This window comes from Microbacterium sp. Yaish 1, assembly GCF_002245215.1.
Lineage (GTDB): Bacteria > Actinomycetota > Actinomycetes > Actinomycetales > Microbacteriaceae > Microbacterium.
Window position 1 is genome coordinate 369,027 of sequence record NZ_NPMR01000001.1, and the last position, 19,514, is coordinate 388,540.

Here is a 19,514-nt window from a genome sequence, read left to right on the forward strand (position 1 = left end):
GAAAGGACTGCCATGCGCATCAGCGTTCCCAGCGAGGTCAAGAACAACGAGTACCGCGTCGCGCTCACGCCGTCGGGTGTGCACGACCTCGTCGTCAACGGCCATGACGTGTTCGTCCAGCGCGGCGCCGGCGCGGGCTCGTCCCTTCCCGACTCGGAGTACGCCGACGCCGGAGCTGTGCTGCTCGACGACGCCGACGAGGTCTGGGCGCGCGCCGAGCTGCTGCTGAAGGTCAAGGAGCCGATCGCGAGCGAGTACCACCGCTTCCGCGACGACCTGGTCCTGTTCACCTACCTGCATCTCGCGGCCGATCGGCCGCTCACCGAACGCCTCGTGGAGAGCGGCATGACCGCGATCGCCTACGAGACCGTGCAGCTCCCCGGCGGGGGTCTGCCGCTCCTCGCGCCGATGAGCGAGGTCGCCGGTCGCCTCGCCCCGATGGTGGGCGCCTCAACGCTGCTGCGCTCGGCCGGCGGTCTCGGCCTGCTGATGTCCGGTGTCCCCGGAACCCGGCCCGCCGCGGTCACGGTCATCGGAGGCGGAGTGGCCGGCGCGAACGCCGCCTACATCGCGGCCGGCCTCGGGGCGGACGTCACGATCTTCGACACCAACATCCAGCGCCTGCGCTTCCTCGACGACCACTTCCAGGGGCGGGTCAAGACCGCCGCCTCCAACCCGCTCGATCTCGAACGCGCGGTCGTGGCTTCCGATCTCGTGATCGGATCGGTGCTGATCCCCGGCGCCAAAGCCCCCAAGCTCGTTCGCAACGAGACCGTCGCCCGCATGCGGCCGGGCTCCGTGCTCGTCGACATCGCCGTCGACCAGGGTGGCTGCTTCGAGGACACTCGGCCGACGACCCACGCCGATCCCACTTTCCGCGTGCACGACACGGTGTTCTACTGCGTCGCGAACATGCCCGGCGCCGTGCCGAACACGTCGACCTCGGCTCTGACGAACGCAACGCTCCCCTATGTGCGGCAGATCGCCCGCCACGGCTGGCGCCAGGCGCTGCGTTCCGACCCGGCGCTCGCGGCCGGGCTCAACACCGCCGCGGGCGAGGTCGTGAACGAAGGCGTGGCGGCGGCGCACGACATCACGGCGGGTTCGCTGAGCGAAGCGCTGGGCTGAGAGGCAGCACGACCCGGCGGACGCGATCCGTCCGCGTGTCGATGACCCACGCGCGCCCGCGGCCCGGAACGGCGTAGGGCGGCAGCAGCCGGCTGCCCGTCACGAGCCGCAGTTCGGTCGCGCACGCGGCGTCGACCACGAGCTGACATCGTGTCTGCGCACCCGCCGCCGCTCCGCGCCAGCGGCCGATCCATGCCTCCGGGGTGCCCCACACGACCCTCCCCGGCTGCAGGGACGTCGTCTGTTCCACAGACGTGACCTCGAGGCCTCGACCGCGCCAGTGATCCAGCACGGCCTGCGTGGCCCCCGTGGGCGGGGCGACGAACGCTGTGGCCCAGCGCGGCTCGAACGCATCGGGGAGCGCTCCCTCGCCGCGGGGCGGAGGAACGTCGCCGGGATCGGCGAACTGGACGAGCGACCGGCCCCATCTCCCCCGACCGGCCGGTGCCGAAGGGTCGTGGTGCGACGGGTCACCGCCGAACGCGACGTGCTCCGACCGCGAGACCGCTGCGAGCACCGCACGGTCGGGCAGAAGGTCGACGATCCTCCCGACGGCTCCCGCGATCCGCTGCGCCGCGCAGACGAACTGGATGCGGCGCGCTCGAGCGCCGCGCGCGACGCGCTCCAGCATCGCCGCCGCGGCAACGCTGTAATCGTCGGGCAACGCCGCGAGCAGGCGGTCGAGATCGTCGACGACGATCACCCATCCCTCCGGGACGTCGTCGAGCGCGGTGACGACGTCCCACGCCGCTTCGAGGTCATCGGGCACCCAGCACAGCCGGTCGGCCGGCACCTGTGCGGCGATGGTCCGCAGAAGCGTCGTGCGCCCCGACCCCGCGCGTCCGAGCACCGCTGCTCCCGGCGCACGTCCGTCGAGGACCACGACGTGCCGACGCTGCTCGGCCGGCTCGTCGGCCAGGCCCAACACCAGGGTGCCCTCCCGCCGCACGTCGGCGAGCGGGACGTGATCGGGCAGCGGCGGCAGCCAGGGGCGACGGGCCGGGGGCCCTCCCGCGGCGTCTCGAGCGATGGCCGCGATCGCCTCGGGCGGGCACAGGCTCACCCGCAGCAGGTGCGGCTGCGCGTCCGTCGGACGCCTCACCAGCGCGGCACCGCGGTCCGCGCGTCCGCCCGGCAGCGCCGCAGCCTCCGCCGACCCGAGCACGGCGCGTGACTCCGCACCATCGGCCACGCGCAGGGCGATCCGCAACGGGGCATTGGCGAGCACCGCTTCGCGGAACCCCGCCGCTCGCTGCGTCGCCAGCACGAGATGCATCCCGAGCGCGCGGCCGCGTGCGGCGATGTCGGCGAACAGATCGTGCATCGCGGGGTGAGCGGCCGTGAGTGCGGCGTATTCGTCGACGACGACGACCAGCCGCGGCAGCGCGCCGGACGCCTCGGCGATGTCACGTGCCCCGAGCTGGGCGAGGACGCGCTCCCGGCGCCGCACTTCGGCGGCGAGGCTCTCGATCGCGCGCACGGCGTTCCGGTCGTCGAGATCCGTCACGACACCTGCCACGTGCGGCAACGACGTGAGCGCGTCGAAAGCGCGACCGCCCTTGAAGTCGATGAGCAGGAAATTCACGCGCGACGGCGGCAAGGCCCGCGCCAGCGCCGCGATCCAGGTCACGAGCAGCTCGCTCTTCCCGCTGCCGGTCGCCCCCACCACGACCGCGTGGGGACCGTCGTCGACGAGGTCGATGACCATCGGGTCGCCGCGGCCGGCGCCGAGAACCGCGGTGAGCCCCGCGCCGCCCGGGTGCGGAAGATCGTCGAACGGCAGCGGCCTCACATCCTCGCCGCCCACGGTGGCGGCCCGCTCGCGGAGCAGCGCGACGATCGTCGTCGCCTGGGCCCGCCCGACCGACTCGGGACGGACCGTCCAGGAGGAACCGCCATAGCCCAGCACCGCTTCATCGACCCCCGTCACGCGCACGAGGGCAGCGCATTGCGGCGGCGGGGCGACCGAGTCGACGCACACGATCGCGATGTCGGCGTCGGCGGGCGGCACCCCTCGTCCCCACCAGAGCCGCAGTCCTCCAGTCACCGACGCGTGCGGGAGCTCACGGGCCCAGTCCTCCGCCGCGGCGACGAGCGAGACCTCGCCCGGCCCGTGCACGAGGCAGATCTGCACCACGAGGGCCCGGGCGATCGACGCCGCAGGGGCCGCCGGCCCGACGATCGCGATCCCCGCCGTGAGCGGAACCGTGACCGGCGCGTTGCGCACAGTGGCGGCGGCCTGCCGGAAATCCGGCGGGGCGTCGCCCTCGACACGCGTGCGAGACGGTGCGTCGCCCGATCCCACGACCACCAGGTCGCGGGAGGGTCTCGGACGCCACAGGTCGTCGGGGGCGGCCAGGAGGCGGGCGACGTCCGGCGTCGCGCGCCAGCGATCGGCGCGCTCGTGCGCGTGCCGCTCCTCCAGCTCCGCGTGAGCCGACCGCAGGCCGGCGGCGGCGCGGGCCGCGGACCTGCGTCGTTCTCGACGGGCCACGCGCACCCCGTCGAGCACCGACGCGACCGCGACGAGGGGACCGAGCGCCGCGAACCAGAGCACCGTCGGCGACCCGGTCAGCTGCCAGAGGACGACGGCGCCCGCGACCGGGACCATGAGCGCCCACACCGGGAGAGGTGGACGCCGCGTCTCGGGGTGCGGCGTCGGCAGACGGATGGGGTCGTCGAAGGGAACGGTCGGATGCACGCGCCCGAGTCAAGCAACGCGACCGCCGTGCCACCCTCCGGCTGCGGCAGAAGGTGGAGGGCCGGGCTCAGTCCGCGTTCGGGGAGGAGGCGTCGTCGGCGCCGCGGAAGTGCGCGTCGAGCACGATGATCGTCACGTTGTCGCGGCCGCCGTTCTCGAGGGCGGCGGTCATCATCGCCGAGACCGCCGCAGCGGGATCGGGGTTCTCGAGCAGGAAATGCAGGATGCCGTAGTCCGTGAGCTCCTTGGTGAGACCGTCGCTGCAGATGACGAAGCGGTCGCCGTCGACGACATCCAGGCGGACGTAGTCGGGGGTGACGCCGTCGCTCGGGCCGACGGCGCGCGTGATGACATTCCCGTACGGGTGCTGCTCCGCCTCCTCGGGGCTGAGCCGCCCCGCGGCGACGAGCTCCTGGACGACCGAATGATCCGTCGTGACCTGAGCGATCGCCTGGTCGCGCAGCAGGTAGACCCGCGAGTCGCCGATGTTCAGGGTCGTCCACTGCGGTTCGCCGTCGACGATGTCGAGGTACACACCGGTGACGGTGGTGCCCGTTCCGTCGTCGGTCGTCTCGGGGTGATCGGCGATGTCGCCGACGGCCCGCTCGAGAGCCTCCTCGATGTCCTCGGGCGTGACGACGCCGCGATCGGCGACGCGGCGGAGACGGTCGACGGCACTCGCGCTGGCGATCTCGCCACCGATGTGTCCGCCCATGCCGTCGGCGACGATGAACAGCGGATACTGCGCGAGAACGGCATCCTGGTTGCTGTCGCGTCGACGTCCGGTGTCGGTCGCGGCGGCCCACCGGAGTTCGATCGCACCGGACGGGACGTCCACGATCCGGGATTGGGTCGTGGGGTCGGGCACGCTGTCACTCTTCTTTCGTCGACGGATGGGCGTGTCACACTCTAGTGGACGCACCCACGAAGCGGGATTTCGTCAGCCCGCAGCCGGGTCGGACGGCAACGGGAAGAGCGCATCGATCGTGGCGAGCTCCTCGGCGCCGGGATGCCACGCCGAGGCCGCCGCGGCGTTGGAGCGCACCTGCTCGGGAGAGGTGGCTCCGGCGATCACGCTGCTCAGCGCGGGCTGCGCCAGGAGCCAGCCGAAGGTCGCCTGCACCATCGTGATGCCCCGCTCGTCGCAGAACGACCGGTACGCCTCGATGGCGTCCCACGGCGCGTTCTCCCACAGGTGCCGACGTTCCCGCGCGACGCGGGAGTCGGCGGGGATGTGCTCGCGCGTGAACTTGCCGGTGAGCAGGCCGTTGTGCAGCGGGAAGTACGGCAGGAAGCCGCGCCCGAAGTGCCGGACGGCCGGCAGCACCTCGCGCTCGGCGGCCCGTGCGAGCAGGCTGTAGTGGTTCTGCGCCGAGACGAACGGCACATCGCCGCGAGCGCGGGCGACGGCCTCGGCTTCGGCGATCTGCCAACCGGCGAAGTTCGAGTGACCGATGTAACGGACCTTCCCCTCGCGGACGAGCTCCGACAGTGCGTCGAGAGTCTCCTCGATGGGTGTGTCGGGGTCGGGCGTGTGCAACTGGTAAAGGTCGATCCAGTCCGTCTGCAGGCGCTCCAGCGACGCCTCCACAGCGCGACGGATGTAGGCGCGCGAGCCCTTCGCACCGGGCAGCCCGAGGTCCACCGCGCTGTGGCCGAACTTCGTCGCCACCACGACGCCGTCTCGGCGTCCCCGTAACGCCTCGCCCATGAGGGTCTCGGACAGACCGGGCTCCCCGCCGTAGATGTCAGCGGTGTCGAAGAAGGTGATCCCGGCGTCGAGAGCGGCGTCGAGCACCGCGACCGTGCCGTCCAGGGTCTGCGTCGGTGTGCCGCGCCGCCCGAAGTTGTTGCATCCCAGCCCGACGGCCGAGACGAGAAGGCCGGAGGATCCGAGTCGGCGGGTCTGCACTGCGTCGTCCATCCCTCCACGGTAGACCCCGAGGCGGGGTGCCGGCGCCCGAGACGACGAGGAGCCCCCGTCGTGCGACGAGGGCTCCTCGGGTGTTCACTGCCGCGGGGCGTCCGGAGCGGGAGGCTCGGTGGTCGGCGGCGTGACGGGCGGCTGCGCAGCCGGCGGCGGGTAAGCACCTGCCGGGGGCGCCGGCGGCGTGGCGGGCGGCGGGTAAGCACCTGCCTGCGGGGCGCTGGGCGCAGCAGGCGGAGCGTATCCGGCGCCGGACGCACCGTAGGCGCCCGCTGCGGGAGCGGCGCCGCCATCGGGCTGCACGGGGATGCCCTGCCAGACGGTCGTGTCGCGCAGGAAGGAGGTGCGCCACGGCGAGGGCTGCACGTTGGGGTTCCACGGCGAGCTCGAGAACGCTGCGATGCCGAGCCAGATCAGCCATCCGAGGCCGGGGATGATGTACAGCAGTACGAGCGGCCAGTCCTTGCCGAGCTTCTGCCCGACACGGACGCTGGCCAGAGCCAGGGCGATGATCGAGAGGTAGCTGAAGATGAACCCGATCGCCGGGATGTTGCTCAGCACGGCCGTCGCGACGAGCGCGCCCAGCATGACCCAGGGAGAGATGTCACCGAGCTTCGCGAAGACCAGCTCGCGGTAGACCGGCACCCAGGCGCGCCACTTGCCCTGCACACCGGCCTTCTCGAAGATCTTCATGTAGAAGAACGAGCTGATGATGTAGCCCGCGAGCGTGAGGATCAGGATGATGGGAAGGATCAGCAGGATGAGGGCGAGAAGAGCGCCCGCCCCCGTGCCATCGTCGTAGTAACCCGACATGAACGACCTCCTCAGTCGTGACCTGGACGACGCGCTCGCGCCGTCGGTCGCCGCTCATGCTAGCGAAACACGGGCTGTCTCGTGGGACGATGACGGCCGGTCCACCGACGATCAGACGACGAGTTCGAGCTCGGCGGATGCCGCCCCCTCACGGAGCACCCATCCGTTCGCATCCGCCCACGCGACGAGATCGGCTCGCGACGCCACCGCCGCGGCCGAAAGCGCGAGCGCGCGGGTCAGCTCGCCCTTGGCGTGCTTGTTGAAGTGGTTCAGCGCGCGTACCGCCCCGTCGGCGCCCGCGGAGACGACTCGCACGAAGGCCGATGACATCGCCGCCGGCACCGGAGCGAGCGCGACGTAAGCCTCGGATCGAAGATCGAGGACGAAGGACGCGTTCGTCTGCCCCAGCGCGGCGGAGCCTGCGGCAGCCCAGTGGCGCCGGAGCGGCGGGATGCCGGGAAGAGACGTGCCGGCCGCGAGACGGTACGCGGGGATCGGGTCGAGTGCGGCGACAGGACCGAACGGCGCCGACTGGATGAGCACGTGCTCCGCGAGCCAGTCCCGCGCCGCGGAATCGAGACTCGCCGGGCCCAGCGCATCGAACAGCACACCCGTGTAGCGGTCGACGGCCGGCATCGTCGGAGACGTCGTCAGCTCGGCGTTGACCGCGACCTCGCCCCGCTGACGGGCGCTGAGCTTCAGCACCCGCGCCGCGGCATCCGGATCCGCCGAAAGCTCGACGAGGGCGGCGACAGCGGCGCGTCGCTCGGGCGCCAGCTGCGGCAGCGCGAGCGCGTCGATGTCGAGCGGCGTACCGGCGCCGCCGGCACGCTTGGTCTCGGACGGGGGCAGCAGCACCAGCATCCGGATGTCTCCCTTCAACGCGAGAGACCGCACCCCGGAGGGTGCGGTCTCTCGTAGACGCGATATGGGTCAGGCCAGCGCGGCGTTGCCCGCCACGATGGTGAGCTCGTCACCCTCCATCGACAGGAAGCCGTCCTGCGCGTTGGCGACGATCTTCTCGCCGCCCGGCTGCGTGATGCGCACCTGGCCCTCGGCGAGGATCGCGAGCACCGGCTCGTGACCCGCCATGAAGCCGATCTCGCCCTCGACGGTCTTGGCCACGACGAGGGATGCCTCACCCGACCAGACCTCCGCCTCGGCGGAGACGAGCGTGACCGTCAGAGCCATGTCAGCTGTTCTCCTTCTGGATCTTCGCCCACTTCTCTTCGACGTCGCCGATGCCGCCGACGTTGAAGAAGGCCTGCTCGGCAACGTGGTCGAAGTCGCCCTTGACGATCGCGTCGAACGACTCGATGGTCTCCTTGATCGGGACCGTGGAGCCCTCGACACCGGTGAACTTCTTCGCCATGTAGGTGTTCTGCGAGAGGAACTGCTGGATGCGACGCGCACGCGACACGACGATCTTGTCCTCTTCGGAGAGCTCGTCGACACCGAGGATCGCGATGATCTCCTGCAGTTCCTTGTTCTTCTGCAGGATCTGCTTCACGGCGGTCGCCACGCGGTAGTGGTCCTCACCGATGTAGCGCGGGTCGAGGATGCGGCTCGTCGAGCTCAGCGGGTCGACGGCGGGGTAGAGACCCTTCGACGCGATCTCGCGCGAGAGCTCGGTCGTCGCATCGAGGTGAGCGAAGGTCGTCGCCGGGGCGGGGTCGGTGTAGTCGTCGGCGGGGACGTAGATCGCCTGCAGCGAGGTGATCGAGTGACCGCGCGTCGAGGTGATGCGCTCCTGGAGCACACCCATCTCGTCGGCGAGGTTGGGCTGGTAGCCCACGGCCGAGGGCATACGGCCCAGCAGCGTCGAGACCTCGGAACCGGCCTGCGTGAAGCGGAAGATGTTGTCGATGAAGAGCAGCACGTCCTGCTTCTGCACGTCGCGGAAGTACTCCGCCATCGTCAGGGCCGACAGGGCGACGCGCAGACGCGTCCCCGGCGGCTCGTCCATCTGGCCGAAGACGAGGGCGGTCTTGTCGAAGACGCCCGCTTCCTCCATCTCGTGGATGAGGTCGTTGCCCTCACGCGTGCGCTCGCCGACACCGGCGAACACCGACACACCGCCGTGGTCCTGCGCGACGCGCTGGATCATCTCCTGGATGAGGACGGTCTTGCCGACGCCGGCACCACCGAAGAGGCCGATCTTTCCACCCTGGACGTAGGGGGTGAGCAGGTCGATGACCTTGATGCCGGTCTCGAACATCTGGGTCTTCGACTCGAGCTGGTCGAAGCTCGGCGCCTGGCGGTGGATGCCCCAGCGCTCGGTGACCTCGATCGTCTCGCCCTCGGCGGCGTTGAGAACGTCGCCCGTGACGTTGAAGACCTTGCCCTTGGTGACGTCGCCGACGGGGACCGTGATCGGCCCGCCGGTGTCGCGAACCTCCTGACCGCGGACCATGCCGTCGGTCGGCTTCAGCGAGATGGCGCGGACGAGGTCGTCGCCGAGGTGCTGAGCGACCTCGAGGGTGATCTCGGTCGACTCGCCGTCGATCGTGATCGTGGTCTTGAGCGCGTTGTAGATGTCGGGGATCGAGTCGTGCGGGAACTCGATGTCGACGACGGGGCCGGTGACGCGCGCAACGCGGCCGACGACCGACGTGGCTTCGGCAGTGACGGTGGTCATGTCTGTCTCTTTCGGTTGGTCTTACTTGCCCGACGCCAGAGCGTCGGCGCCGCCGACGATCTCGGCGATCTGCTGAGTGATCTCGGCCTGGCGAGCGTTGTTGCGCAGGCGGGTGTAGTCGGTGATGAGCTTGTCGGCGTTGTCGCTCGCCGACTTCATCGCCTTCTGCGTCGCGGCGTGCTTCGCGGCGGACGACTGGAGCAGCGCGTTGAACACGCGGCTCTGGACGTAGACCGGCAGCAGCGCGTCGAGCACCGTCTCGGGGTCGGGCTCGAACTCGTACAGCGGATAGACCGGAGCCTGGTCCGCCGTCGCGGCGTCGGCCTCGACGACCTCGAGGGGCAGCAGACGGACCGCTTCCGGCGTCTGCGTCATCATGCTGACGAAACGGTTGTACACGAGGTGGATCTCGTCGACGCCGCCGTCTTCGCCGCCCTGAGCGTAGGCGTCGAGGAGAGCCCCGGCGACCTGCTCGGCCGTGCTGAAGTGCGGCGTGTCGGTGTCACCCGTCCACTCCCCCGCAGCGCGCATCCGGCGGAACTGGAAGTACCCGACGGCCTTGCGACCGATGAGGTAGTAGTCCACTTCCTTGCCCTGCGACCGCAGCAGCTCGGCCAGCTCGAGACCCTCGCGGAGGATCTGCGAGTTGAACGCGCCCGCGAGGCCGCGGTCGGAGGCGAAGATGACGACGGCGGAACGACGGATCGTCTCGCGCTCGGTCGTCAGCGGGTGCTCGACGTCGGAGTGGGTCGCCACCGCGGAGACGGCACGCGTCACAGCCCGCGCGAAGGGGGAGGACGCGCGGACGCGTCCCATCGCCTTCTGAATGCGCGAAGCCGCGATGAGCTCCATCGCCTTCGTGATCTTCTTGGTCGTCTGAGCAGAGCTGATCTTCTGCTTGTAGACCCGGAGTTGTGCGCCCATAAGTGTGTGTCGTCCTCCGCGTCAGCCGCGGCGGCCCTTGACGATCTGCTCCTGGTTCACGTCATCGGCCTCGGCGGCGGCGGTCTCCTCGTGGCCCGGCTTGTTGATGGCCTGGCCCTTCCCGCCCTGGAACTCGAGCACGAACTCGTCGACGACCTTCTCGAGCTCGGCGACGGTGTCGTCGCCGAGAACGTTGGTCTCGCGCAGCGTGTCGAGGATCGACGTGTTGCGCTTGAGGTAGTCGAGCAGCTCGCGCTCGAAGGTCAGGACGTCCTCGACCTCGATCGTGTCGAGCTTTCCGTTGGTTCCGGCCCAGATCGAGACGACCTGCTCCTCGACGGGGTACGGCGAGTACTGCGGCTGCTTGAGCAGCTCGGTCAGACGCGCACCACGCGCCAGCTGACGACGCGACGCGGCGTCGAGGTCGGACGCGAACATCGCGAACGCCTCGAGCGAGCGGTACTGAGCGAGCTCGAGCTTCAGCGTTCCCGAGACCTTCTTGATCGACTTGACCTGAGCGTCACCGCCGACGCGCGACACCGAGATGCCGACGTCGACCGCCGGACGCTGGTTGGCGTTGAACAGGTCGGACTGCAGGAAGATCTGGCCGTCGGTGATCGAGATCACGTTGGTCGGGATGTACGCCGAGACGTCGTTGGCCTTGGTCTCGATGATCGGCAGACCCGTCATCGATCCCGCGCCCAGGTCGTCCGAGAGCTTCGCGCAACGCTCGAGCAGACGCGAGTGCAGGTAGAAGACGTCACCGGGGTACGCCTCGCGGCCCGGCGGACGACGCAGCAGCAGCGACACGGCGCGGTAGGCCTCGGCCTGCTTCGACAGGTCGTCGAAGATGATCAGGACGTGCTTGCCCTCGTACATCCAGTGCTGGCCGATGGCCGAGCCGGTGTACGGAGCGAGGTACTTGAAGCCGGCGGGGTCGGATGCCGGAGCCGCGACGATCGTCGTGTACTCCATGGCGCCGGCGTCCTCGAGCGCGCCCTTCACCGAAGCGATGGTCGAGCCCTTCTGACCGATGGCGACGTAGATGCAGCGAACCTGCTTGTTGACGTCGCCCGACTCCCAGTTGGCCTTCTGGTTGATGATCGTGTCGATCGCGATCGCCGTCTTGCCGGTCTGGCGGTCGCCGATGATCAGCTGGCGCTGACCGCGGCCGACGGGGATCATGGCGTCGATCGCCTTGATACCGGTCTGCATCGGCTCGTGGACCGACTTGCGCTGCATGACGCCGGGAGCCTGGAGCTCGAGGGCGCGGCGCCCGGTCGTGGCGATCTCGCCGAGACCGTCGATCGGGTTGCCGAGCGGGTCGACGACGCGGCCGAGGTAGCCCTCGCCGACACCGACGGAGAGAACCTCGCCGGTGCGGGTGACCTTCTGGCCCGCCTCGATGCCGGCGAAGTCGCCGAGGATGACGACACCGATCTCGTGCTCGTCGAGGTTCTGCGCGAGACCCTCCACGCCGTTGTCGAAGCGGACGAGCTCGTTCGCCATGACGCCGGGCAGACCCTCGACGTGGGCGATGCCGTCGGCCGCGTCGACGACGGTGCCGACCTCGGTCGCGGCGGCCCCGGTGGGCTCGTACGCGGCGACGAAGTCTTTCAGCGCGTCACGGATGACATCCGGGCTGATGGACAGTTCTGCCATGGTGTTCCTTCGGTCCTGAGTCTGAGGGTCCGGATGCATCCGGCCGGTGCGCCCCTGCGGGCGGTGAGGTGGGTCAGCCCGCCAGTCGCTGGCGGAGATCGGAGAGGCGGGAGGCGACGGTCGCGTCGATCACGTCGTCGCCGATCTCGATGCGCAGCCCGCCGACGACCGCGGGGTCGACGACGAGGTTGAGCGCGACGGGCGTGCCGTAGCGGTTCGAGAGGGTCTCGGCGAGGCGGGCGCGCTGCTGGTCGTTGAGCGAGGTCGCCGTGCGGACGCTCGCGACGACGCGGCCGCGCTGATTCGAGACGATGCGGATCGCCCGCTCGAGCAGCTGACGCACGCGGCGCTCGCGCGGACGCTGCACGATGGCCGACGCGATGAGCCGCGTGGCGGCGCCGGCGCGACCCTCGAGAAGACGATCGACGAGTGCCCCCTTGGCCGAGGCCTCCCCCAGCCGGCTGCCGAGGGCGAGCTCGAGCTCGGGGTTGGCCGAGACGGTGTGCAGCACGCCGAAGAGCTCGTTCTCGAGGTCGCCCTGGTCGGCGACCGCCGCGGCGCGGATCGCCAGTTCCTCGACGGCGTCGACGAAGTCGTCGACCGAGGACCAGCGCTGTGCGACGGCGGTGCGCAGCAGCGACACGGTCTGCGGCGCGAACGCCGGACCGAACACGTCGCCGACGACCTTGTCGCGAGCCTGCGGCGAGGCCGCGTTGTCCGTCAGCGCGCCGCTCAGCTGCGGCGAGTCCGCCAGAGCCCGCGCGGCGACGAACAGCTCACCGGACACGTCGAGCGTGAGCCCGGGGGTCTCGGCGATGGCCGCCGTCGTCGCGACGAGTGCCTGAGTGGTCGCGCTGCCCATCAGTTCGACGCCTTCTCGGAGGCCTCGAGCTCGCTGAGGAAGCGGTCGACGACGGCCTGAGCCTTCTGGTCGTCGGACAGGGTCTCGCCGATGACGCCGCCGGCCAGGTCGAGGGCCAGCGTGCCGACCTCGCTGCGCAGCGAGACGACGGCCGCTTGACGCTCGGCCTCGATCTGCGTGTGCGCGGCCGTGGTGAGGCGCTCGGCTTCGGCCGATGCGTTCTGCTTCGCCTCGGCGACGATCTTGCGACCGTCCTCGCGAGCGGCGTCGCGGATCTCGCCGGCCTCCTTGCGGGCCTCGGCCAGCTGAGCGGTGTACTCCTCGAGTGCCGCCTCGGCCTTGCGCTGGGCTTCATCGGCCTTGGCGATGTTGCCCTCGATGGCCGCGCTGCGCGCATCGAGCACGGTGTTCAGGCGCGGCATCGCGTAGCGCACCACCACGAAGATGATGACGAGGAAGCAGACAGCCGACCAGATGATGTCGTAGGCCGCCGGGAGGATCGGGACCTGGTTGGATCCCTCCTCCGCCGCAAGCGTGACAAGAGCGTTCAGCATCCTGTCTCCTTATCTGTGGGTCGCGTCGGGATCAGAGCGCGTTGAAGATGAACGGCGTGACGATGCCGATCAGCGCGAGGATCTCGATGAACGCGACACCGATGAACATGGTGCTCTGCAGGCGGCCGGCGAGCTCGGGCTGACGGGCGGTCGACTCGATGGTCTTGCCGATCATGATGCCGAGGCCGATGGCCGGGCCGATGGCCGCGAGGCCGTAACCCACGGTCGCGATGTTGCCGGTGACCTGGGCGAGAACCGTCGTTGCGTCCACTGGTGTTTTCCTTTCGTAGGGCGAGCAGCCGGTCAGCTGCTCGTCAGTGCTCTTCCGCGACCGCGAGCTGGATGTAGACCGCGGTGAGGATCGTGAAGACGTAGGCCTGGAGGATCGAGACGAAGATCTCGAAGAGGGTGAAGGCGAAGCCCATCGCGAGCGTTCCCGCCGCGAGCGGCGTGAAGGCGTTGAGGCCCAGCAGGAAGAACTGCGTCGCCGCGAAGAACAGGACGAGCATGAGGTGGCCGACCATCATGTTCAGCAGCAGTCGCAGGAACAGCGACACCGGGCGAGCGATGAAGGTCGAGATGAGCTCGACGAGCGCGATGATCGGCAGCAGGTAGACCGGCACGCCGCTCGGCACGAGCGAGTTCTTCAGGAAGTGTCCGACACCGTGCTTGCGGATGCCCGCGTAGATGAACATGACGTACGCCACGAGCGCGAACACCAGCGGCGCACCGGCCACCGAGGTTCCCGCGATGTTCATGCCGGGGATGACGCCGGTGAGGTTCATGAACAGGATCGTGAAGAACATCGCCGTCAGCAGCGGGAGGAAGCGGCGCCCGTCCTTCTCGCCCAGGACCTGGTACACGACCTGGTCGCGGACGAAGCCGAAGCCGAATTCGACCACGCTCTGGAACCGGCCCGGCACCACCGAGAGTCGGCGCGTGCCGAGCACCAGGAAGATCACCAGCGCCACGGTCGCGATGACCTGGACCATGCTGATCCGGGTGAATTCGAAGGGCGTGCCTTCGAACAGCAGTGCCGGCGGGAAGAAGTCGGAGATGGACGGCGGGTGGAACTCGTTGTCCGATGCCGCCGCTGCGACAATCGTCGTCGCTTGAGTCAACGTATTGGCTCCAGCTTCTCGGGCCAGCCAGGACTAGCTCGGTGAGGGTTAGAAGGGGAACAACTCCAGCGGGGCCTCAGTGTCGCCACTGCACACCAGCCGCAGAGTGTACTCCCACACTACCAAAGGTTACGGCTCGACCTAATCCTGGATCGTGTCGCGCGTCGGAAGCGCGACATCCGATGCCCCGGAGAGCCGCATCCGGCTCAGCACGACCAGATCGACGACGAGCGACGCGATCGCCGCCACGATGACCGCGAGGGCGAAGATCCCCCGCTCGAGCCACTCCACCTGGAACAGCAGGAGCAGCGCGACGATCACGAGGACGAACTTCAGCAGCCATCCGCCGAGCACGACGGCGAAGAAGATCTGGAGCCACTGCGGGTGCCCGTACCAGTGGTTCCCGATCAGGATGCTGAGCGCCGTGAACGCCGGGAAGACGATGCCGACCAGCGCGCCCAGCACGCCGCTCCACGCGCCCTCCGCGCCCGCGACGAGTCCGCCGACGAGCGCGAGCGCCGCCGCGACGACGACGCCGACGATCAGCCCCCAGGTGAGCGCTGCGCGCAGGATGGGCGTGCTGGAGATGCGGCGGCGAGCGGCGGGATCGGGGATGTTCGCAGTCACGAGGAGGGCTCTTTCACGGGGGCGGTCGGGCGCTGAGGGCGCGCGGGGATGAAGGTCACCACGAGGCACGCGGCGACACCGAGGACGAGGAAGCCGAGGCCGAAGAGGTAATCCCCCGGCCAGGCGGCGGTGGTGCCGATGTACATCAGCAGCACGGAGAGGCTGACGACCGTCGTCCACGCGTAGAAGATCAGCACGGCGTCGCGGTCGCTGTGTCCCATGTCGAGCATGCGGTGATGCAGGTGCTTGCGGTCGGGTGAGAACGGCGACTTTCCCCGCGACATGCGGCGGATGACCGCCATCCCGAAGTCGAGCAGCGGCAGGAGCACGACGACGACCGGCAGCAGGATGGGGATGAACGCACCCAGCAGCTGCGAGCGGCCGAAGACGTCGTTGTCGCCCGTGGCCGGGACGAGAGTGCCGGTGACGAGGATGGCCGAGCAGCTCATGAGCAGTCCGATCATGAGCGCTCCGGAGTCGCCCATGAACAGCTTCGCGGGGTTCCAGTTGAGGGGCAGGAAGCCGGCGCAGACCCCGAGGAGCACGACCGCGAGGAACGACGCCAGGTTCGCGTAGCTGCTCGCGCCGAAATCGCGCCCGAGCAGGTAGGTGTAGGTGAAGAAGACGCCGTTCGCGATCAGCGCGACGCCCGCCACGAGGCCGTCGAGGCCGTCGATGAAGTTGACGGCATTCATCACGACGACGATCGAGAACACCGTGATGGTGAAGCTCGCGGCGCTCGACACGACCGTCTGTCCGCCGAGCGGGATCGTGTACATCTGCACTCCCCCGAAACCGACGACGATGGCCGCCGCGGCGAACTGCGCACCGAGCTTGATGAGCCAGTCGAGGTCCCACAGGTCGTCGGCGACGCCGATGACGACGATGAGGGCGGTTGCGGCGAGGATGGCCCAGATCGGTTCGGGCTTGGCCCAGAAGATCGCGAAGAACGGGATCTGCGACGAGGTCAGGATGACCGCCGTGGCACCGAGGAACATCCCGACGCCGCCGAGCCGCGGCGTCGGCGTCTTATGGACGTCGCGGTCGCGGATCTCGGGGTAGAGCTTGTACCGCAGGCTCACCTTGAGGACGAGCCACGTCAGCCCGAAGGTGACGAGGGCCGTGACCACGAAGGTGGCCAGGTAGAGCCTCACGCGACGCTGCCGCCGGCGGCCTCGCCGGTACCGCTTCCGGAGCCGGGCTCCATCGGCGTGCGGTTCGCCGCCTCGGCGTGCTCGGGCTCCGGGTCGGGCTCGAGCAGGTCTCCGAGCACGTAGCGCAGCGCCTCACGGCTGACCGCTCCCTCGCGCAGCACGCGCACGGGAGCGGGGTCGGAGCCCACCAGCGTCGTCGCGTCGATGATCGTCGAGGCGATGCCGGTCGCGGCCGGGCCCCCGTCGAGGTAGACCGAGACGCTGTCGCCCAGCATCCGCACCGCGTCATCGATCGTGACGGCGGCGTTCATCTTCGTGCGGTTCGCGCTCGAGACCGCCAGAGGCCCGCATTCCTCGAGAAGCTCGAGGGCGAAGCGGTCGGCGGGCATCCGCACGGCCACGGTTCCTCGGGTCTCCCCCAGATCCCACGACAGCGACGGCTGGGCCGGCAGGACGATCGTCAGGCCGCCGGGCCAGAACGCTTCGACGAGCCGTTCGACCGGTTCGGGCACCTCGGCCACGAGCGCGCGCATCGTCGCGATGCCGGCGACGAGCACGGGGGGCGGCGACTGGCGACCCCGTCCCTTCGCGGCGAGCAGCTTGGCGACAGCCGAGGCGCTGAAGGCGTCGGCGGCGACACCGTAGACGGTGTCGGTGGGCAGGACGATGAGATCGCCGCGACCGATGGCCTGGCGCGCCTGGCGCATGCCGGGGAGGACCTGGGTCTCGTCGCGGCAGTCGAAAACGGGAGACATGACCGCTCCAGTGTACGGCGGACCCCGACCGCTCTCAGGAGCGGACGGCCGTCGTGGTGCGGTCGCGCATCGTGAGGTCGGGATGCGTGGCCGTCGCCGACCACCCGTCGGAAGCCAGGATGCCGCGGATCGCGGCCCCCTGCAGCTCGCCGTGCTCGATGACGATGCTCCCCCCGGGATGCACCAGCCGGAGCCCGACTCGCGACAGGGTCCGCACGACGTCCAGGCCGTCGGCGCCGCCGTAGAGCGCTGCCGGCGGGTCCCACAGCCGCACTTCGGGATCGCGCGGGATCGCGTCGTCGGGCACGTACGGCGGGTTCGACACGAGCACCGAGACGGTGCCGTCGAGCTCCGGGAACGCGTGCTCCAGATCGATGAAGGCGAGGCGGGCGTTCGGAGCCCCGACGAGGGCGAAGTTCTCCTTCGTCCAGATGAAGGCGTCGACGGAGTTCTCGGCTGCGTGGACCCGGGCGTGGGGGACCTCCGTCGCCAGCGCCAGGGCGATCGCACCCGACCCGGTGCCGAGGTCGACGGCGACGGGCTCGGGACCGGCGGCGGCACGCAGCAGGTCGATCGCGATCTGCGCGACCGACTCCGTCTCGGGACGCGGCACGAAGACACCCGGGCCGACGCGGAGCTCGAGATGGCGGAACGGCGCGACGCCGGTCAGATGCTGCAGGGGCTCGCGCGCCGCGCGGCGCGCCACGAGGTCGGCCAGTCGCGCGGCCTCCTCCGCGCCGATCGAGTCACCGCGGAAAACCGCGGCCGACAGCTCGCCCCGTCCGATGCCGAGGACGTGCGCGGCGAGGAGCTCGGCGTCGACCTGCGGGGTCGGAACGAAGGCGGCCTCGAGCTCGGCGGTCGCGGCACGCAGGACCTCGGTCAGGGTCGATGCGGGTGGGGGCGCGGTGCTCATGGCGCCGACAAGCCTAATCACGAGTGCGGATTCGTCACATTCGGCTCCCTCGGCGAGGGGCGACAATAGGCTGGGGCGACGATCCCGCCGCGACGCGGCATCCGCTCGAAAACCCGAAAGGCAGACATGTCCGACCCGGTCACCCACGGCATCCACCCCGACATCACCACCGCGTACGGCAACACGCCTCTCGTGCGGTTGAACCGCGTCAGCGAAGGCCTGCCGGGCACGGTGCTCGCCAAGCTCGAGTTCTACAACCCCGCGTCATCGGTCAAGGACCGCCTCGGCATCGCCATCGTCGACGCCGCCGAGAAGGCCGGCGCTCTCCAGCCCGGCGGGACGATCGTCGAGGGTACGAGCGGCAACACCGGCATCGCGCTGGCGATGGTCGGCGCGGCCCGTGGCTACCGCGTCATCCTCACGATGCCCTCGTCGATGTCGATGGAGCGCCGCCTGCTGCTCAAGGCCTACGGCGCCGAGCTCGTGCTCACCGACCCGTCGCTGGGCATGAAGGGCGCCGTGTCGGAGGCGGAGAAGATCGCCGCCGAGACGCCCGGCGCAGTCCTCGCGAAGCAGTTCGCCAACGAGGCCAACCCCGACATCCACCGCCGCACGACGGCCGAGGAGATCCTCCGCGACACCGACGGTCAGGTCGGCTACTTCGTCGCGGGCATCGGCACGGGCGGCACGATCACCGGCGTCGGCCAGGTGCTGAAGGAGCGCATCGCCGATGTGAAGGTGGTCGCCGTCGAGCCGAAGGACTCCCCGCTGCTGACCGAGGGGAAGCCCGGCCCCCACAAGATCCAGGGCATCGGGCCGAACTTCATCCCGCCGATCCTCGACCAGGGCGTCATCGACGAGGTGCAGGACGTCACCTTCGACGACGCGATCCGCGTCGCGCGCGAGGTGGCGCAGAAGGAAGGCATCCTCGTCGGCATCTCGTCGGGTGCGGCCGTCTGGGCCGCGCTCCAGGTCGCGGCGCGCCCCGAGGCCGAGGGCAAGAACATCGTCGTGATCATCCCGTCGTTCGGTGAGCGCTACCTCTCGACCCCGCTGTTCGAGGACCTGCGCGAAGACTGATGGGATCGCTCCGAGCACGCATCCGCGAAGACCTGGCCGCCGCGAAGCTGCGCGATCCCGCGGCTCGCAGCGGCCTCGAGATCGCGGTGCTGTACCCGGGGCTGCACGCGGTCTGGTCGTACCGCATCATGCACCGGCTGTGGCTCCGGCGCGCGCGCTTCCTCGCGCGCGCCGGGTCGCAGCTGACGCGGTGGCTCACGGGCATCGAGATCCACCCCGGAGCGCGGATCGGCAGGCGATTCTTCATCGACCACGGCATGGGCGTCGTGATCGGCGAGACCGCCGTCGTCGGTGACGACGTCATGCTGTACCACGGGGTGACTCTGGGCGGCCGCACCCGTCACGCCGGCAAGCGGCATCCCACCCTCGAAGACGGCGTCGCCGTCGGCGCCGGCGCGAAGATCCTCGGTCCGATCACGATCGGCGCCCGAAGCGTCGTCGGCGCCAACGCGGTCGTCACGAAGGACGCCCCCGCCGACTCGGTGCTCGTCGGCGTGCCCGCCCGGCCCCGTGCCCGCCGCGAGGGCGAGGACACCCGCGCGGTCCTGACGGCCCCCGAGTACCACATCTGACCCCTGTCGCCGGCTCCCGTCGACTCGCCAGAAACGGCGGGTGCGGGGGCCGCCGGATCCGCAGATCCTGGCGAGTCGAC

General features: G+C 70.0%; 20 protein-coding genes. 3 read left to right on the forward strand and 17 right to left on the reverse strand.

The window, feature by feature from the left end; all coding sequences use genetic code 11:
- Positions 1-12: 12 nt before the first annotated feature.
- Positions 13-1,128, forward strand: a complete 1,116-nt coding sequence (ald, locus tag CI089_RS01855; protein WP_094260010.1) for an alanine dehydrogenase — start codon at positions 13-15, stop codon at positions 1,126-1,128.
- Here the strand turns inward: ald and CI089_RS01860 are convergent.
- From CI089_RS01860 to prmC, 17 genes are all read right to left on the reverse strand, one after another.
- Positions 1,094-3,829 (reverse strand): FtsK/SpoIIIE domain-containing protein, encoded by a 2,736-nt coding sequence (locus CI089_RS01860; protein ID WP_094260011.1) that lies wholly within the window; start codon positions 3,827-3,829, stop codon positions 1,094-1,096. The genes ald and CI089_RS01860 overlap by 35 nt on opposite strands.
- Positions 3,830-3,896: 67 nt before the next feature.
- Positions 3,897-4,697 carry a PP2C family protein-serine/threonine phosphatase gene (locus CI089_RS01865; RefSeq protein WP_094260012.1) on the reverse strand — a complete coding sequence of 267 codons (801 nt, stop codon included), beginning with the start codon at positions 4,695-4,697 and terminating at the stop codon, positions 3,897-3,899.
- A 72-nt stretch (positions 4,698-4,769) separates the two neighbouring features.
- A complete protein-coding gene (locus tag CI089_RS01870) occupies positions 4,770-5,753 on the reverse strand; it encodes an aldo/keto reductase (protein WP_094260013.1) in 984 nt (327 codons plus the stop codon).
- A gap of 84 nt (positions 5,754-5,837) precedes the next feature.
- Entirely contained in the window at positions 5,838-6,569 is a 732-nt protein-coding gene (locus tag CI089_RS01875; protein ID WP_094260014.1) for a hypothetical protein, read from the reverse strand.
- A 111-nt stretch (positions 6,570-6,680) separates the two neighbouring features.
- Positions 6,681-7,433: a YaaA family protein gene (locus CI089_RS01880; RefSeq protein WP_094260015.1), complete on the reverse strand. Its 753-nt coding sequence runs from the start codon at positions 7,431-7,433 to the stop codon at positions 6,681-6,683.
- A 69-nt stretch (positions 7,434-7,502) separates the two neighbouring features.
- On the reverse strand, positions 7,503-7,760 hold the full coding sequence (locus tag CI089_RS01885) for a F0F1 ATP synthase subunit epsilon (protein ID WP_023955192.1): 258 nt from the start codon (positions 7,758-7,760) through the stop codon (positions 7,503-7,505).
- 1 nt (position 7,761) lies between these two features.
- A complete protein-coding gene (gene atpD, locus CI089_RS01890) occupies positions 7,762-9,207 on the reverse strand; it encodes a F0F1 ATP synthase subunit beta (protein ID WP_094260016.1) in 1,446 nt (481 codons plus the stop codon).
- 21 nt (positions 9,208-9,228) lie between these two features.
- On the reverse strand, positions 9,229-10,131 hold the full coding sequence (locus CI089_RS01895; protein WP_023955196.1) for a F0F1 ATP synthase subunit gamma: 903 nt from the start codon (positions 10,129-10,131) through the stop codon (positions 9,229-9,231).
- A 21-nt stretch (positions 10,132-10,152) separates the two neighbouring features.
- Positions 10,153-11,793, reverse strand: coding sequence for a F0F1 ATP synthase subunit alpha (atpA, locus tag CI089_RS01900; RefSeq protein WP_023955198.1), 1,641 nt, complete (start codon positions 11,791-11,793; stop codon positions 10,153-10,155).
- 73 nt (positions 11,794-11,866) lie between these two features.
- The gene (locus CI089_RS01905) at positions 11,867-12,655 is read right to left on the reverse strand and encodes a F0F1 ATP synthase subunit delta (RefSeq protein WP_023955200.1); all 789 of its coding nucleotides are present in this window, start codon (positions 12,653-12,655) and stop codon (positions 11,867-11,869) included.
- Positions 12,655-13,209: a F0F1 ATP synthase subunit B gene (locus CI089_RS01910; RefSeq protein ID WP_094260017.1), complete on the reverse strand. Its 555-nt coding sequence runs from the start codon at positions 13,207-13,209 to the stop codon at positions 12,655-12,657. Before CI089_RS01910 ends, CI089_RS01905 begins: the two co-directional genes overlap by 1 nt.
- A gap of 31 nt (positions 13,210-13,240) precedes the next feature.
- Positions 13,241-13,480, reverse strand: coding sequence for an ATP synthase F0 subunit C (atpE, locus tag CI089_RS01915; protein WP_023955203.1), 240 nt, complete (start codon positions 13,478-13,480; stop codon positions 13,241-13,243).
- Positions 13,481-13,523: 43 nt separating this feature from the next.
- Entirely contained in the window at positions 13,524-14,330 is an 807-nt protein-coding gene (gene atpB, locus CI089_RS01920; protein ID WP_256977369.1) for a F0F1 ATP synthase subunit A, read from the reverse strand.
- Positions 14,331-14,471: 141 nt separating this feature from the next.
- Entirely contained in the window at positions 14,472-14,957 is a 486-nt protein-coding gene (locus tag CI089_RS01925) for a hypothetical protein (protein ID WP_256977370.1), read from the reverse strand.
- The gene (locus CI089_RS01930; protein WP_094260018.1) at positions 14,954-16,111 is read right to left on the reverse strand and encodes an MraY family glycosyltransferase; all 1,158 of its coding nucleotides are present in this window, start codon (positions 16,109-16,111) and stop codon (positions 14,954-14,956) included. Before CI089_RS01930 ends, CI089_RS01925 begins: the two co-directional genes overlap by 4 nt.
- Positions 16,108-16,866, reverse strand: coding sequence for an L-threonylcarbamoyladenylate synthase (locus CI089_RS01935; protein ID WP_094260019.1), 759 nt, complete (start codon positions 16,864-16,866; stop codon positions 16,108-16,110). Before CI089_RS01935 ends, CI089_RS01930 begins: the two co-directional genes overlap by 4 nt.
- A gap of 34 nt (positions 16,867-16,900) precedes the next feature.
- On the reverse strand, positions 16,901-17,782 hold the full coding sequence (gene prmC, locus CI089_RS01940; protein ID WP_094260020.1) for a peptide chain release factor N(5)-glutamine methyltransferase: 882 nt from the start codon (positions 17,780-17,782) through the stop codon (positions 16,901-16,903).
- Between the two features lie 126 nt (positions 17,783-17,908).
- Here prmC and cysK point away from each other — a divergent pair, with 126 nt between their 5' ends.
- Positions 17,909-18,862 carry a cysteine synthase A gene (cysK, locus tag CI089_RS01945; protein ID WP_094260021.1) on the forward strand — a complete coding sequence of 318 codons (954 nt, stop codon included), beginning with the start codon at positions 17,909-17,911 and terminating at the stop codon, positions 18,860-18,862.
- Positions 18,862-19,434: a serine O-acetyltransferase EpsC gene (gene epsC, locus CI089_RS01950; RefSeq protein WP_094260022.1), complete on the forward strand. Its 573-nt coding sequence runs from the start codon at positions 18,862-18,864 to the stop codon at positions 19,432-19,434. Before cysK ends, epsC begins: the two co-directional genes overlap by 1 nt.
- The last annotated feature ends 80 nt before the right edge of the window (positions 19,435-19,514 follow it).